A 13199-nucleotide genomic window follows, 5' to 3' on the forward strand; every position below is an offset into this window, starting at 1 on the left:
CCCTCGCAGGTGAACGGCCGGGTACTCATGTCCGGTTCCCTTCGCCGTCGCGTGTCGGGTCGGCGGCTCGGACCAGTTGGCGGAGTGCGCCGTAGTAGACCTCGTGGTCGACGGTGGCAGGCAGGATCGCGGCGACGTGACCGGTCAGCACCGGGAACTCCTCGGGGTCGAGTGCTGCCAGTGCCGTCCGGGTGGCGGCTCGGGCGGCTTTGGGGTCGCGGTGGTCGACGAAGGCGGCGCTGCCGAGGGTGAGCAGGTACATCCGCCGGTAGGCGGCGATGGCGTCCTCGGGGGTCATCCCGGCAGCGATCGAGTCGGCGAGCTGTGGCTCCACCAGGCGCTTGAGCAACTGCGGTCCGAGCCAGGGCCGGCTGCCGCGCAGGACGACGAGGCCGGGGTGGGCTGTCAGCAGCTCGTACAGGGCGCTGAAGCGGGCCTCTGTGGCGGTGGCCCAGTCGGTGCCCGGCGGAATGCCGGGCAGGTGGGCGGCCAGGTGGTCGGTGACCAGGTCCAGCAGTCCCGCCAGGGTGGTGCAGCGGCGCTGGAGTGAGGCGAGGGAGATGTCCAGCGCGGCGGCGAGGCTGCGGAAGCTGAGCGCGTCGGGTCCGTCGCGGTCGACGATCGACAGGGCCGTCGCGGCGATGCGTTCGGGTGTCGCGCGGTCCAGGGATGTGGGTTGCCCAGGCATACGGGTCACTGTACGGTACAGCGTATCGCTCCAGCAGTTCCTGTCACCGGCCCGTCTCCGGCCCCGGCACCTGCGCTTCGGTGCGGTTCCCGCGGCGGGCGGGGCGACGACCGTGGGGGCGGTCGCACCGGACCCGGGCGCGCGCGGGATCACGTTCGCGTTCTCCCCCGACCTGACCGCCACCGGCCGGCTCAGCCTGGTCGCCACCCCTCTTCCCACCCGCAGGAGCGACCCCGTGCACCAGCTCACGTACGGCGACATCAGGGCCGCCACCGACCGGATCGCCGGCCGCATCCGGCCCGTCGCCCTCGCCCCCGTCGATCCCGGCGCGATCCGCACCGGCCGACGCGACGCCCTGGACGAGGGCCCCGAACAGCCCTGCCAGGTGTGGCTGGCACTGGAGTTCCTGCAGCACACCGGGTCTTTCAAGGCCCGCGGCGCGCAGAACTTCCTCCAGGCCCACCGCGACGCCGGCACCCTTCCCGAGGCCGGGGTGACGATCGCCTCCGGCGGCAACGCCGGCCTGGCCTGCGCCTGGGCCGCCCGGCAGCAGGGCGTTCCGGCCACCGTCTTCCTGCCCGCCACCGCCCCACAGGTGAAGGTCACCAAGCTCCGCTCCTACGGCGCCGACGTACGGCTGACCGGCACCGAGTACGCCGACGCCCTGGCCGCGTGCGAGGACTTCGCCGCCACCACCGGCGCCCTGACCTCCCACGCCTACGACCACCCGCTGATCGCAGCCGGCGCCGGCACCCTGCTCGAGGAGATCCACCAGCAGATCCCCGGCCTGGACACCGTGGTGGTCGCGGTCGGGGGCGGCGGCCTGTTCGCCGGCGTCGCAACCGCCGCCCGGCACCACGGCATCCGCACCGTCGCCGTCGAGCCGGACAACTGCCGCGCGCTGCACGCCGCCCTGGAGGCCGGCCGCCCCGTGGACGTCACCGTCGGCTCCGTCGCCGCCGACTCCCTCGGCGCCCGCCGCGCCTCCGCCATGGCCCTGCACGCCGCCCAGCAGGACGGCGTGCACTCCGTACTGGTGCCGGACGCCGAGATCGTCCGCGCCCGCAAGGCACTGTGGGACCACCGCAAGGTGGCCGTCGAACACGGCGCCGCGACCGCCCTCGCCGCACTCACCGCACCCGACGAGCGTCTGCCCGACGGCGACCTGCCGGTCCGGCCGGGCACCCCCGACCGCAGCTACCGGCCCGCAACGGGGGAGAAGGTCTGCGTCGTGCTGTGCGGCGCCAACACCGACCCCACCGACCTGATCGAACCGCCCCCCGGGCAGTGACCGGCCCGACCGAAGTGGTCCCCGAGTCCGAGGCGCCTACTTGAGTTCGATCACCAGGCCGAAGTCGTCGCCCCGGTGCCAGCCCGTGCTGATCTTCGGGCTGTGGTGGGTGTCGTCGGCCCAGCCGTAGAAGTGCGACCAGGTGACGTCGTCGCCGTACCAGTGGTCGTAGTCGGTCTCCGCGTACGCCTGGACGGCCTTGCCGTCGCGCTTGGTGTCCCACAGGTAGAAGGCGCCCGAGGCGTACGACTTGCCGTTGACCTTCTTCGTGCACTCCATGTACTTCGCGGCGCCGCCGGTGATGTGGATCTCCTTCCAGCCGGAGCACTTGTTGGCCGCGGCCTCCACGTTCGCGACGGACTGAACAGGCCGGGCGGACGGTGCGCCGGTCGCTGCCGGGGCGGCGGCGAGGCCGCCCACGAGGGCCAGTCCGGCGGCTACGAGGGCGATGCGCTTGCGTGACATCACAGTGGCTCCTTTCCGTCGGCCGGCGGACGGTCCCCTGGTGGGTCCCTCGTGGTCCGTCGGCACGACACCACCGTGCCCGGCCTCCCCGTCCCGCCCCAGCGATCTTCGGCACATGACGCCCCTACGGGACCCCACCCCCTGTGACCTGCCGGGACGTCGCCGAGGGTGGGGGAACGGTGGGACGGTTCCGCGGGATGTTCCTGCGGAACGGCAGCAGCGGGTGGCGGTGGCGGGCGGACGCCAGGCGGACGGTCGTGCGAAATTCCCTGCGCCGCACGGGACCCGCCGCCTACGATGCGGTGCCATGACCTGGCGACATTGATCCCGCAGGCATGCCTCCCGAGGGCCGCCTCGGACGCCCTGCTCCCGGCGTCCGAACTGTCCCTGCGGGAAGGCCTCATGACACTCTCACCTGCACGTGTGCCCGCCACCGGGGTCCGGCGGCTGACCGCGAAGCTGTGCTGCTACGCGTTCCTCGACGACTTCGTCCTGCTCTACCCGGTGTACGCGCTGCTGTTCAGCGACACCGGTCTGCCGCTGTGGCAGATCTCCTCTCTCTTCGCCCTCTGGTCGGCCACCGGTGTACTCCTGGAAATTCCTTCCGGCGCTTGGGCCGACGCCCTCTCCCGTCGGCTGCTGCTGTGGCTCGGCCCGCTGCTCACCGCCGTCGCCTTCGTCCTGTGGGTGCTCGTCCCGTCGTACGGGGCCTTCGCCCTCGGCTTCGTCCTCTGGGGCGCCGGCGGAGCTCTCCGCTCCGGGGCGCTGGAGGCGCTCGTGTACGACGAGTTGGCCCGACTCGGCGCCGCCGAGCGGTACGCCCGCGTCATGGGCCGGGTCCGCGCGGCCGGGCTGGTGGCCGTGATGGCGGCGATGGCGCTCGCCGGCCCGGTATTCGCCCTGGGCGGCTATCCGGCCGTCGGCGCGGCGAGCGCGCTGGCCTGCCTCCTCGCCGCGGCGACGGCGACCCGGCTGCCGGAGCACCGGGCGCCGGCCGCACGGAACGGCGACTGGGTCGTGACGCTGCGGGCGGGGCTCGCCGAGGCCCGAGCCGATCGGTCCGTACGCGGAGCCCTGCTGCTCGTCCCGGCCGTGGGCGCCGTCTGGGGCGCGCTCGACGAGTACACCCCGCTCCTGGTGAAGGGCACCGGCGTGCCCGACGAAGCCGTCCCCTACCTGCTCCTCCTCGTCTGGGCCGGGGCCACGACCGGCGGCCTGTCGGCCGGGGCGTGCGCACGTCTGGGCCGGGCCGGACTCTCCGGACTCCTCGCAGCCGCCGCGCTCGCCCTGGCCGTCGGCGCAGCGCTGCGGACACCGGCCGGCCTCGTCCTCGTGGCCCTCGCCTTCGGTGGCTTCCAACTGGCCACGGTGCTGGCCGACGCCCGGCTCCAGGCACGCATCGACGACGGGCACCGGGCCACCCTGACCTCGGTGGCAGGCCTGGGCACCGACGTGGCCACGATAGGGGTGTACGGCGCGTACGCGGCGGTCAGTTCGGCCACCACGCACAGCACCGCCTTCGTATGGGCCGCGCTGCCGTACCTCGTGACGGCCCTACTGGTGGCGGCCGGCGGCCGCGCTTCAACCAGATGATCGTCACGTGGCGCTGCGCTCGCTCGCCTCCCGTACGTCCCTGTCCGGCGCCCGGTTCCCGGAGTTGCCGGGACGGCCGGCCCGCAGCAGCGCCCGCCAGTGGTCGCGGCTCCACTGCGCCGGGGGTGTGGCACTGGTGAACTCCTCGACCAGGGACAGGAAGCGCGCGGGGTCGGTGTGGAACGGGAAGTGGCCCGCGCCCTCGAAGATCTCCAGACGGCTGCCGGGCATCGCCTCGTGCGCCCGGTGGGCGTGCCGCACGGGCACCACACCGTCCCGGTCGCCCCAGATCAGCAGGGTGGGCATGCCCTCGGTCAGATAGCAGCGGTCGAGCATGGTGACCGCCTGGCCGCGCCAGTCGACCACGGCCCGCAGCGTGCGGATGAAGGCGCTGCGGGCCGTCGCGTCCGGCAGAGCGTCCACCAGGGTCAGCAACTCGGCCGCGTCCTGGCCGAGATCGGTGTCCAGCAGTCGCATCAGGTGGGCGAACAGGCCGAGGTTGAGCCGCATACCGGGCAGGCGGAGCGCGGAGAGCATCAGCTGCGCCCCGGGCAGGGAGGCGGCCCGCAGCACCGGGTTGACCTCCCGGCCCACTCCCCCGGCGCTGACCAGAATCAACCGCTCGGTGCGCTCGGGGAACTGGTAGGCGAACTGCATGGCCACGCCGCCGCCCAGCGAATGCCCCACCAGGGTCGCCGACTCGATGCCGAGAGTGGTGAGCAGATCGCGTACCCCGTTCGCGTACGCCGCCACGGAGTAGTCGGCGCGCGGTTTGTCGGAGGCTCCATGGCCGAGCAGGTCCGGCGCGAGCACGGTGTGGGTGCGGGCCAGGTCGGGGATCAGGTCGGCCCAGGTCGCCGAGGAGTCGCCGATGCCGTGGATGAGGACGAGCGCCGGGCCGTGGCCGGCCAGACGATAGGCGCGCCGGTAACCGTGCACGATCCGGTGGCGCGGGCGCAGTTCGTCCTCGCCCACGGGGCGCAGTCCGGGGACTCGCCGCGAGCGACCGCCCGGGACGTCCTCCACCGCCCGCCTCCCTTCCGCCGGCCGCCGCGAAGGCGTGTGAAAGCCCTTGCTCCCCAGCGTAGGGGGCGTGTTCCCCACTGGATTTCGGCCAGGTTTCGCCTCGGCTAAGCGGGCGAACCCGCCGGGAGGCGAACGGGATTGTCAGTGGCGGACGGCAAGCTTGGGAGGTGCGTCCGAGGTGCGCGCGGCGGCCGTCCGCGTACCGCCGGCGCGTGCCGTGCACGAACCGCCGCGCGACGCCCCGTCGCACGGCCGAAACCGGGGAGAGCCGACCGATGCCGACCGCCGTCCTGACCGACCGCCAGCGCGCCGCCGTCCAGGCCTATCTGCGTCTCCTGCACACCGTACGAGCCGCCTTCGACGGCCCGCCGGACGCGCACCGACCGCCCGTGGTCCCGACCGCCGCGTTGGCCGAGGCGGACCGGGCCCTGGCGGAGGCGGGGCTCACGGGCACCGAGGAGGAGTTCTTCCGCCTGCTCGGCGACTGGTGCCCCCGATGACCGGGTGGACGACTCGGAGGGCGACTCAGCAGCGGTGCACGACGACGGCCGTCGCGAGCAGGCCCCCGCGTACGGTCCAGCGACCGTCGAAGGTCTCGACGCGGCGGCCGTCGACCAGCGGGCCCGGCACCAGGAGCCGTGCCCGGAAGCCGCCGGAGACGTGCGAGGCGTCCCGTGAGTCGGACGGCTCCGAAGCGGCCCGGGAGTCCGACGAATCCGGGGAGCCCGGGGCCTGGAGGGCGGCGCCCGGGTCGATCTCCACGTCGGCCTCGAGGAAGTCGAGCCACTTGCCGGTCAGGGGGAACCACGCCTTGTAGACCGACTCCTTGGCGCTGAACAGCAGCCGGTCCCAGTGGACGGAAGGACGGCTGTGGGCAAGGCCCCGCAGCCTGGTCCGCTCGGTGGGCAGAGCCACCGCGTCCAGTACGCCGTCCGGCAGCCGGTCGTGGGGTTCGGCGTCGATGCCGAGCGAGGCGAGTTCGCCGGCCCGGGCCAGTGCGGCGGCGCAGTAGCCGTCGCAGTGCGTCATGCTGCCGATCAGCCCGTCCGGCCAGCGCGGTGCGCCGCGCTCGCCGGGCAGGACCGGCTGCGGCGGGACTCCGAGCTTCTCCATGGCGTGGCGTGCGCAGGCCCGTACGGCGGTGAACTCCCGGCGCCGCTTGTCCACCGCCCGCGCTATGACAGCTTCTTCCTCGGGGTAGAGGCGGACGCCGTCGCCGAGCGCATCACGGCCGTGCGCCTCCACGACCGCGACCGGCCCCGGAAGCAGCTCCTCGATCACCTGCTTGGTCCTCCATCGGCAGAATGCGCCGCAGCTCCCCTGGCGGCTGCGGGCGCGGGCCCCATTCACGGGGGTAGCCCAGGGACACCTCTTCGAAGCGGACGCCCTCGTGGTGGGTGGTCCGCGGAATGTGCAGATGGCCGTAGACCATGCACGCCACCGGGAAGCGGCGGTGCCAGTCGGCGGTCAGGCGGGTACCGCACCACATGGCGAACTCGGGGTAGCGCAGGATGTCCGTCGGGTGCCGGTCCAGCGGGTAGTGGTTCACCAGCACCACGGGGAGGCCGCCGGGGATCTCCGTCAGCCTGCGCTCGGTCTCGGCCACCCGGGCCCGGCACCACGCCTCGCGGCTGGGATAGGGGTCGGGGTGCAGCAGGTGCTCGTCGGTGCACACGATCCCGGTGCCGTGCGCGTAGGCGAGCCCCTGCTCCTTGGTCGTGCATCCCTTCGGCAGGAACGAGTAGTCGTAGAGGAGGAACAGCGGGGCGACGACCGCCGGACCGTCCGGGCCCTCCCAGACCGGGTAGGGGTCCTCGGGTGTCGTCACGCCCAGTTCCCGGCACACGGCCACCAGGTGCTCGTACCGCTCGACGCCGCGCAGGGTGACGGTGTCCTTCGGGTGGGTCCACAGTTCGTGGTTGCCCGGGGCCCAGACCACCTTGCTGAAGCGGCCGGCGAGCAGTCCCAGGGTCCAGCGGATGTCGGCGACGGTCTCGGCCACGTCACCGGCGACCAGCAGCCAGTCCTCGTCCGACGTGGGCCGCATGCGCTCGACGAGGGCGCGGTTCTCGGCGTACCCGACGTGCAGGTCGCTGATGGCGAGCAGGCGTCCACGGCCGTCCGTCGACTCCACTCTCGCCCCTTTCGAGATCCGAATTGGCTCCACAAGACCACATCGGGATGCGGACGGACAAGAGCGACCCGCGGCAGGTTCGCGGCCGTGGCCGAAACAGCGTGCACCGGGTGCTCATCCGTCCCGGGCCACACCCCTCGCCGCCTGAGATACCGACGAAACGGGTCTCTGCCGGTGACGGAAGTCACCGGCAGGGGCCCGTTTCTCGTTGTGTTGGCGGTTGTCGGCTGTGAGACATCGCACAACTTGGTCAAGGCATACGGCGGGCCCCGGCGCCTGAGCTATCTCACGTACTGGGGCCTGTCTTTGGTGTGCTGCGGTACCGGGTCGGCCGGGCTCGGCTTATGCCGCCGGTGTCAGGTGGCCTGTCGGTGGATGGTGTGGGCGAGGGCCGGGAAGAGCGGGGCGACGACGGTGCGGTGGACCTCTTCCGCCAAGTCCTGGTCCGGCCGGAGGAAGACCTTCAGCAGGTCGGCGCGGCTGACGATCCCGCACGGCATGCCTTCGCCGTCCACGACGGGGAAGGCATGCTGTGTTTCACGGCCATGATGCGGGCCGCCTGCGCCAGGGTGACGTCGGGATGCACGGTGATCGCCGGGGTGCTCATGAGGTCTTGGGCGGTCGGACCTCCGGCCTTGGCCGTGGCGGCCAGGCGCTCTCGCGGCTCGGACAGGCCCGGGGCACCGGCGCGGAACTCCTCCTTGGCCAGCACGTCGGCTTCGGACACCACCCCGATGACGCGGCCCTCGCCCTCCAGGACGGGCAGGGCGCTGACCTTCCGCTGCTGCATGGTCCTGACGATTTCCCTGAACGGCGTGTCACGTCCGACAGCCACCACCGCCATGGTCATCACATCGCTCACGATGTGCGGTGTCCCGGCCATGAAGACCTCCTCGTGATACGACCTGGCCGGGCGCGGCAGGAAACGCACAGTGCCTCTTCTGAAGGCATCGGCGCGTCGCAGTCTCGGCCCTGTCCCCTCAGCGTCCCAAGGCGGCGACCGGTCGGAACCCGGCCGAAGGTCCCCGCCGCAGGGCCGTTGCGCCCGTCGCGGGCCTCGCCCGGCGGTGCGACGGTGGTGGCAGGGGTCCTCACAGTGAGCTGCGATGGAAGGCGGTGGGGACGATGGAGCTGCCCCTGGTCGTCGGCGCCGACGGTTCGGAATCCAGTCTTCAGGCGGTGGACTGGGCGGTGGACGAGGCGGCGCGCCACGGACTGCCGCTGCGGTTGCTGTATGCCTCCCTGTGGGAGCGCTACGAGGGCAGTCGGCCGGCCTTCAGCACTGAGCGTCCCTCTGAGGAGGTCATGGCGGAGCATATCGCCGCGTCCTGCGCGGAGCGTGCGGAGCGCCGCGATCCGGAGGTCAAGGTGTCGGCGGAGGTGCTGCCCGACGAGGCCGCGCACGCGCTGGTCCAGGCGAGCCAGGAGGCGTTCGCCGTGGTGGTCGGATGCCGGGGCCGGGGTGAGGTCGCGGGGATGCTGCTGGGCTCGGTGAGCCTGGCGGTGGCGGCGCGCGCCGTGAGTCCGGTCGTCGTGGTCCGTGGTCCCGAGCGGAACCGGGACGGCCGCGTCGGGAGGGTGGTGGTCGCTGTCGGGGACTCGCCCGAGAACGAGGCCGCCGTCGGCTTCGCCTTCCGTGAGGCCCGAGCACGAGGCTGCGCTCTTCTCGCCGTCCGCGCCTGGCGGCGCCCGGCCCACGAGCACCGCGACAGCCCCCTCGTCGTCGACGACGCGGGCACCGCGCACGAGGAAAGGGCCGCCATCGCCCTCACCGAGGCGCTGCGTGAGGCCGAACGGGAGCATCCCCGTGTTCAGGTGCACCGCCGCACGGTGCAAGGACCCGCGCACGAGGTGTTGCTGGACGCCGCGACTGACGCGGACCTCCTGGTCCTGGGCGCGCAGCGGCGGACCGGCCACCACCTGTGTCTGCAACTGGGTCGGGTCGCCCATGCCGTGCTGCACCACGCGGACTGCCCCATCGCCGTCGTTCCGCACAGTTAGCGAAAGAGAAAGTCGGGCCGATCGGGCACTCAAAGGGGCTGCCGGGCCCTTACTCGCCCGGTCCTTGGCACGCCACGGTGGGCACGAGGCACAAATCACCGTCGCGAGGAGGTTCGTGCCATGCGGACACCGCGTCTTCGGGGACACCGGCCTCCGTACCAGTCGGGGCGAAGGCGGCATGCCAGGGCACTGGACGGCCAGGGAAATCCCCTCGAACATCGTCGGACCGCTTCGAGTGCAGGCTCCGGCTCCTGTTGATGGTTGTGCTCGCCGTGGCCCTTCCGATGGCGGCGTGGATCGCCGGAAGCGCGACCTACAACCACGACAGCCGACTGCGTCAAGTACAGATGGCCGAACGACACCCCGTCACGGCACGGCTGCTGTCCGATGCCCAGGACGGTGGCGATCGCACCGACGGCACGCTCAGCTCCCATGCGCCGGTCCGCTGGAGCGATGCCCCCGGGACACACGCCGCTCCAGCACCGGTGGGGGCATGGCAGCAGAAGGGAGACACGGCGACCGTGTGGCTGGATGCCCACGGCCACGTCACCACGCCGCCTCCCACGTCCGGCTCGGCAGCGGTCGCCGGTGTCGAAATGGGCTTCGCTGCCGCGGCGGGAACCGCCCTGATCGTGGGCGGCGCGTGGAAAGGCGTTCGCGTCCGCCTCGATCGTCGCCGCTTCGAGCAGTGGGATCGTGAGTGGGAACTCGTGGAACCACAATGGACGGGGCGTCGCGCTCGGTGAAGGGACCTTGGGCGACCGGGTGGTGGTCGCCGTTCAGAGCTGCACCAACTCGACGTCCTGGTCGCCGGGGCTGTTGACGGTGAGGGCGCCTCCGATGACCTCGGTGCCGCGCAGTCGCCCCTCTCCGGGCCCGCTCGACGAGATGCTTGAGCCGGGCCGTCGTTCGGCTCGTTTCGACGCCTCCTTCTCCAGTCTCCCCTCACCGCCACGCGCCAGGGGCCGATCGGCCAACTGAGCGGCGCACAGGGCCCGATCGGCTGCCCTTCCCTGGCGCGCCACCCCGAAGTCGCGCAGCGTGGAGGTGGAGGACGGTATCCGGCGTGGCCGGCGAGAAGGCCGCGGAAGAGGTGAGACCTATGGGTACGGAAACTTCCAGGCCTCGTGTCGTCGTCGGTGTCGACGGTTCGCCGTCGTCCCACGCGGCGCTGCGCTGGGCCGTTCGTTACGCCGGCCTGATCGGCGGCACGGTGGACGCGGTGACGGCGTGGGACATGCCCGGCGCGTACGGCTGGTCGGCGCTGGCCGTGGACGCCGACTTCGACGAGGCCGTGGCCCGGCAACGGCTGAGCCAGGAGCTGAGCGAGGTGCTGGGAGCCGAGGAGGCCGACTCGGTCCGAGCGCTTCTGGTCCGGGGAAACACCGTCGAGGTGCTTCTGCTGGCCGCCGAGGGCGCTGAGGCGTTGGTGGTGGGAAGCAGGGGGCGGGGCGGATTCGCGCGGGCTTTGCTGGGGTCCGTCAGCCAGCACGTCGCTCAGCATGCGAAGTGCCCGGTCGTCATCGTGCGCCCGGAATCGCGATGAGGCGGTCCGGCCGGCCATGACCGGGTCCCGACGGCGTGGGGCCTCCTACATGACGGAGGCTTCCGCGACTTCGGCTCCCGCCCTGCCGAGACGCGGAGTTTCCTCAGCGCGGGCTGTAGGTCAGGCAGTCGGCACCTTCCTGACCGGGGCCGACGGCGATGCCCGGTGCCTGGCATTCGAGCTGGGAGTTGTGCCGGCAGTCGGCCATCTTGCACGCACCCACCTGCCCGGTTCCGGCCGGGTCACCGCCCTTGAAGGAGGTGATGAAGTACGTGTCGCACTGGGCGTGCGGGGGATCGCCGACGGTGATGGCCAGTGCGTGGCATGCGCTTCCGACGTTGTACGAGCACGCCTCCACCCCGCACTCGTTGATATACGGCATGTCCATGGAGTCCTCCCGGCATCCGGCACACGCCGCCGGCCGCAGCGGTGGCGGCCTGTTCGGCCTGTGCGGTGTCGCACGACGGTCAGTCCTCAAGGTGTGCGGACTTTCGCGTCGGCATGGCGCACGACACCCGTAGCGGCCGGGAATCACCCCAATGCCGGGAAGAACTCCCCAGCCGGGCAGCGTCATCACTCACCCACGGTGAGCAGATGTCTCGTGGCTGCCGCTTCCCCTGCCGGGCAGCCGCGGCGGCTCGAGGTCGGATCCGAGGTCGTCGTAGGCGTAGCCGATCGACTGGTGTACGGCGACCACGCCGTCCACGGAACGACACAGACGGTCGATGACGGGAATCAGCGTCCTCTCCTCCACCCGGCCCTTCAGCGTCACCACGCCGTTCCGCACGTCGACCTGCACGGCGTCCGAGGGAAGACCCAGAGTCGCGCGCAGCACGTCCTGGTGGATCTCGTCGCTGATCGCCGTGTCGCTGCGCAGGAACGGCCGCAGCAGATCCGACCGGCTGACGATCCCGACGAGCCTGCCGGTTTCGTCGACGACGGGCAGCCGCTTCACCTTGTGGCGGTACATGGTCCTCGCCGTTTCGACGACGTTCCAGCCCGGACGTGCCATCACCGCGGGTGTGGTCATCATCGCTTCCGCGGTTTCGGCACCGGCGCGTGCCAACTCCTCCGGCCCCAGCGGGCGTCCGAGCGGCCGTCCCTCCGGGTCGGGCAGACTCGCCGCCTTGCGGAGCAGGTCCGCCTCGGACACGACACCGACGGGGCGTCCCTCGTCGTCCACGACGGGGAGGGCCGTGACGTCGTTGTCGCGCAACAGCTGGGCGATCTGTTTGAAGGACGAGCGGGGGTGTGCCGTGACGACACTGTGTGTCATGACTTCGGCGACTGTTCGGTGCTGCATGTTTCCACTCCTTCCATGCGTGGTCACAAGCCTCATCGGTGTGGAAGGGGGCTCGCCGCGAGGGCGAGCCGTCAGACGACGTCGAGCACATCGGCCACAGGTCGTCGCGGAGTCGGGGCGCCCTCGGGTCCGTATCCCAGGCGGATCACCATCTGTACGTGCCCCATGGCCGTCGTCGGGTCCCGCACCACCCACCGCAGTGCGGGCCACTCGAGGGGCTGGGAGGTCAGGGACGCGACGAGGCCGTCCAGGGTGGCCTGGAGCCAGACCCGTTCCAGTGCCTGGCCGGCCCGCAGCCAGTCCAGTGGCCGGTCCTGCGCCGTACCCAGCAGAGCGATCTGAGGCCTTTTCTCGAACGGGGCCCAACCGCGCCCGGGTACCTCGCTGCCGACGGCGAAGTCCCGTACGGGGGAGTCGGTTCCCCATTGGCGGGGGCCGAGCGCCTCGGCAGGGATCCCGTCCGAGGCCGAGGTCCCGTCGGCGGGCTCGGTCCGGACCCAATGGGCCGTCTCGCCGCGCACACCGGAATTCCGTGCCTCCCGGCCTTCGGCGTCTCGCACCAGGTCGAGGACCGATCGCGCGTGCCAGGCGTCGGGGAAGACCAGCCGGGCGCCTTCTAGGCGGGCCGCTGCGCACAGTCCGTCCTTCAGGGCATCCGGGATGTCGTCCTCACGGAAGGGATTTCGGCTGGTGTGGCGTCGGCGGATCGCCGGATGGAGAAGAGCGAGATCGTCGTCGGGGCGCGCGTCACGCGTGAGGTCCACCTCTGCCAGCAACTCGGGGACGGACGAGTCGGGCAGGAGCCGCGTGTCGGGCTCCCGGCCCGCCGCCACTGCGGCCACCCGCAGGTTGAACAGTGCGGTACCGCAGCCCAGGTGCATGCCGCGGCTGTCGGGGTCGGTCTTCGGGAGGGCCCGTTCCGGGTCGGCGTACAACTGCAGAATGCCGCTGTCACCGAGGAACCGGAATTTCCAGGGCTGTGCGTTGTGCTGGGACGGAGCGGCCGTGGCGTCTTCGACGAACGCGGCGATGACGGACACGTCCAAGGGCGGTGCGGTCACTGAACCCCCTCCGGAGTCGATCCGGATGGTTGATCACTTTCCAGAGTGTGGGTGCCGGGGACGCCGGGGTAGGGCCGTTCGGACCTCTTGG

15 protein-coding genes and 1 pseudogene are annotated in these 13199 nt (G+C 71.9%); 6 read left to right on the forward strand and 10 right to left on the reverse strand.

Features of this window, described 5'->3' with window-relative positions; all coding sequences use genetic code 11:
* Positions 1 to 25 precede the first annotated feature (25 nt).
* The gene (locus tag SY2F82_RS19715; RefSeq protein ID WP_200420416.1) at positions 26 to 688 is read right to left on the reverse strand and encodes a TetR/AcrR family transcriptional regulator C-terminal domain-containing protein; all 663 of its coding nucleotides are present in this window, start codon (positions 686 to 688) and stop codon (positions 26 to 28) included.
* 235 nt (positions 689 to 923) lie between these two features.
* Here SY2F82_RS19715 and SY2F82_RS19720 point away from each other — a divergent pair, with 235 nt between their 5' ends.
* On the forward strand, positions 924 to 1979 hold the full coding sequence (locus tag SY2F82_RS19720) for a threonine/serine dehydratase (RefSeq protein ID WP_236041669.1): 1056 nt from the start codon (positions 924 to 926) through the stop codon (positions 1977 to 1979).
* 36 nt (positions 1980 to 2015) lie between these two features.
* Here SY2F82_RS19720 and SY2F82_RS19725 read toward each other — a convergent pair whose 3' ends face one another.
* Positions 2016 to 2444 carry a hypothetical protein gene (locus tag SY2F82_RS19725; protein WP_200420418.1) on the reverse strand — a complete coding sequence of 143 codons (429 nt, stop codon included), beginning with the start codon at positions 2442 to 2444 and terminating at the stop codon, positions 2016 to 2018.
* Between the two features lie 402 nt (positions 2445 to 2846).
* Between SY2F82_RS19725 and SY2F82_RS19730 the strand changes: the two genes are divergently transcribed.
* The gene (locus SY2F82_RS19730) at positions 2847 to 4037 is read left to right on the forward strand and encodes an MFS transporter (protein WP_200420419.1); all 1191 of its coding nucleotides are present in this window, start codon (positions 2847 to 2849) and stop codon (positions 4035 to 4037) included.
* Between the two features lie 3 nt (positions 4038 to 4040).
* Here the strand turns inward: SY2F82_RS19730 and SY2F82_RS19735 are convergent, their stop codons facing one another.
* Positions 4041 to 5063, reverse strand: coding sequence for an alpha/beta fold hydrolase (locus SY2F82_RS19735; protein ID WP_200420420.1), 1023 nt, complete (start codon positions 5061 to 5063; stop codon positions 4041 to 4043).
* A gap of 275 nt (positions 5064 to 5338) precedes the next feature.
* On the opposite strand from SY2F82_RS19735, the gene SY2F82_RS19740 reads away from it, so the two are divergent.
* Positions 5339 to 5563 (forward strand): hypothetical protein, encoded by a 225-nt coding sequence (locus SY2F82_RS19740; RefSeq protein ID WP_103838942.1) that lies wholly within the window; start codon positions 5339 to 5341, stop codon positions 5561 to 5563.
* A gap of 25 nt (positions 5564 to 5588) precedes the next feature.
* On the opposite strand, the gene SY2F82_RS19745 is transcribed toward SY2F82_RS19740, so the two are convergent.
* The 3 genes and pseudogenes from SY2F82_RS19745 to SY2F82_RS19755 all read right to left on the reverse strand — a co-directional run.
* Positions 5589 to 6344: a 4'-phosphopantetheinyl transferase gene (locus SY2F82_RS19745; protein WP_200420421.1), complete on the reverse strand. Its 756-nt coding sequence runs from the start codon at positions 6342 to 6344 to the stop codon at positions 5589 to 5591.
* On the reverse strand, positions 6289 to 7197 hold the full coding sequence (locus SY2F82_RS19750; RefSeq protein ID WP_200420422.1) for a metallophosphoesterase: 909 nt from the start codon (positions 7195 to 7197) through the stop codon (positions 6289 to 6291). Before SY2F82_RS19750 ends, SY2F82_RS19745 begins: the two co-directional genes overlap by 56 nt.
* A gap of 371 nt (positions 7198 to 7568) precedes the next feature.
* Positions 7569 to 8080, reverse strand: a pseudogene (locus tag SY2F82_RS19755) (CBS domain-containing protein); the annotation flags it as partial.
* Positions 8081 to 8322: 242 nt separating this feature from the next.
* On the opposite strand from SY2F82_RS19755, the gene SY2F82_RS19760 reads away from it, so the two are divergent.
* Both SY2F82_RS19760 and SY2F82_RS19765 read left to right on the forward strand, forming a co-directional pair.
* Complete coding sequence (locus tag SY2F82_RS19760; RefSeq protein ID WP_200420423.1) at positions 8323 to 9198, forward strand: universal stress protein; 876 nt, start codon at positions 8323 to 8325, stop codon at positions 9196 to 9198.
* A 257-nt stretch (positions 9199 to 9455) separates the two neighbouring features.
* Entirely contained in the window at positions 9456 to 9944 is a 489-nt protein-coding gene (locus SY2F82_RS19765) for a hypothetical protein (protein ID WP_200420424.1), read from the forward strand.
* A 33-nt stretch (positions 9945 to 9977) separates the two neighbouring features.
* Here SY2F82_RS19765 and SY2F82_RS19770 read toward each other — a convergent pair whose 3' ends face one another.
* The gene (locus SY2F82_RS19770) at positions 9978 to 10175 is read right to left on the reverse strand and encodes a hypothetical protein (RefSeq protein WP_200420425.1); all 198 of its coding nucleotides are present in this window, start codon (positions 10173 to 10175) and stop codon (positions 9978 to 9980) included.
* Positions 10176 to 10300: 125 nt separating this feature from the next.
* Between SY2F82_RS19770 and SY2F82_RS19775 the strand changes: the two genes are divergently transcribed.
* The gene (locus tag SY2F82_RS19775; RefSeq protein ID WP_200420426.1) at positions 10301 to 10744 is read left to right on the forward strand and encodes a universal stress protein; all 444 of its coding nucleotides are present in this window, start codon (positions 10301 to 10303) and stop codon (positions 10742 to 10744) included.
* 103 nt (positions 10745 to 10847) lie between these two features.
* On the opposite strand, the gene SY2F82_RS19780 is transcribed toward SY2F82_RS19775, so the two are convergent.
* The 3 genes from SY2F82_RS19780 to SY2F82_RS19790 all read right to left on the reverse strand — a co-directional run bounded on the left by SY2F82_RS19780 (position 10848) and on the right by SY2F82_RS19790 (position 13108).
* On the reverse strand, positions 10848 to 11132 hold the full coding sequence (locus tag SY2F82_RS19780) for a DUF1540 domain-containing protein (RefSeq protein WP_200420427.1): 285 nt from the start codon (positions 11130 to 11132) through the stop codon (positions 10848 to 10850).
* A gap of 189 nt (positions 11133 to 11321) precedes the next feature.
* Complete coding sequence (locus tag SY2F82_RS19785; protein ID WP_200420428.1) at positions 11322 to 12047, reverse strand: CBS domain-containing protein; 726 nt, start codon at positions 12045 to 12047, stop codon at positions 11322 to 11324.
* A 71-nt stretch (positions 12048 to 12118) separates the two neighbouring features.
* Positions 12119 to 13108, reverse strand: a complete 990-nt coding sequence (locus SY2F82_RS19790) for a nitroreductase (RefSeq protein ID WP_200420429.1) — start codon at positions 13106 to 13108, stop codon at positions 12119 to 12121.
* Positions 13109 to 13199: the final 91 nt, after the last annotated feature.

It is taken from the genome of Streptomyces sp. Y2F8-2 (assembly GCF_014905555.1).
Classification (GTDB): Bacteria; Actinomycetota; Actinomycetes; order Streptomycetales; family Streptomycetaceae; genus Streptomyces; species Streptomyces cynarae.

Bases quoted from the DNA above. Each gene is read 5' to 3' on its own strand.
- SY2F82_RS19730 (WP_200420419.1), top strand. From the start codon at position 2,847: ATGACACTCTCACCTGCACGTGTGCCCGCCACCGGGGTCCGGCGGCTG.
- SY2F82_RS19765 (WP_200420424.1), top strand. From the start codon at position 9,456: ATGGTTGTGCTCGCCGTGGCCCTTCCGATGGCGGCGTGGATCGCCGGA.
- SY2F82_RS19715 (WP_200420416.1), bottom strand. From the start codon at position 688: ATGCCTGGGCAACCCACATCCCTGGACCGCGCGACACCCGAACGCATC.
- SY2F82_RS19740 (WP_103838942.1), top strand. From the start codon at position 5,339: ATGCCGACCGCCGTCCTGACCGACCGCCAGCGCGCCGCCGTCCAGGCC.
- SY2F82_RS19725 (WP_200420418.1), bottom strand. From the start codon at position 2,444: ATGTCACGCAAGCGCATCGCCCTCGTAGCCGCCGGACTGGCCCTCGTG.
- SY2F82_RS19760 (WP_200420423.1), top strand. From the start codon at position 8,323: ATGGAGCTGCCCCTGGTCGTCGGCGCCGACGGTTCGGAATCCAGTCTT.
- SY2F82_RS19775 (WP_200420426.1), top strand. From the start codon at position 10,301: ATGGGTACGGAAACTTCCAGGCCTCGTGTCGTCGTCGGTGTCGACGGT.
- SY2F82_RS19780 (WP_200420427.1), bottom strand. From the start codon at position 11,132: ATGGACATGCCGTATATCAACGAGTGCGGGGTGGAGGCGTGCTCGTAC.
- SY2F82_RS19785 (WP_200420428.1), bottom strand. From the start codon at position 12,047: ATGCAGCACCGAACAGTCGCCGAAGTCATGACACACAGTGTCGTCACG.